Annotated in this window: 1 protein-coding gene; it reads left to right on the top strand. The window is 64.6% G+C overall.

Going from position 1 to position 826, the window contains the following annotated elements; translation table 11 throughout:
* On the top strand, positions 1-826 hold an 826-nt coding region (locus E6R60_RS36455; RefSeq protein WP_206309614.1), incomplete at both ends, for a B12-binding domain-containing protein.

Here is an 826-nt window from a genome sequence, read left to right on the forward strand (position 1 = left end):
ATCGTGCACGCCTCGAAGATCCTGCCGATCGCCCGCCTGGACCAGGAGCAGGTCAAGGTCGCCCACGACCTGATCCACGACCGCCGCGCCGAGGGCTATGACCCCCTGCAAAAGCTCATGGAGCTGTTCGAGGGCGTCAACATGAAGTCGATGAAGGAGGGCAAGGCGGAAGAACTTTTGGCCCTGCCGCTCGACGAGCGCCTCCAGCGCCGGATCATCGACGGCGAGAAGAAGGGCCTGGAGGCAGATCTCGACGAGGCCCTGCAGACCCGCCCGGCGCTCGACATCGTCAACGACACCCTGCTGGAAGGCATGAAGGTCGTCGGCGAGCTCTTCGGCTCCGGCCAGATGCAACTGCCGTTCGTGCTCCAGTCCGCCGAGGTCATGAAGGCCGCGGTGGCCCACCTGGAACCGCACATGGAGAAGTCCGACGCGGAGGGCAAGGGCACCATCGTGCTGGCCACCGTCCGCGGCGACGTCCACGACATCGGCAAGAACCTCGTCGACATCATCCTGTCCAACAACGGCTACAACGTCGTCAACATCGGCATCAAGCAGCCCGTCTCCGCGATCCTGGAAGCCGCCGACGAGCACAAGGCCGACGTCATCGGCATGTCCGGCCTCCTGGTCAAATCCACCGTCATCATGAAAGAGAACCTCCAGGAACTCAACCAGCGCAAACTGGCCGCCGAGTACCCCGTCATCCTCGGCGGCGCCGCCCTCACCCGCGCCTACGTCGAACAGGACCTCCACGAGATCTACGAAGGCGAAGTCCGCTACGCCCGCGACGCCTTCGAAGGGCTGCGCCTCATGGACGCCCTCATCG

Source organism: Streptomyces sp. A0642, from assembly GCF_004795105.1.
Taxonomy (GTDB): Bacteria; Actinomycetota; Actinomycetes; order Streptomycetales; family Streptomycetaceae; genus Streptomyces.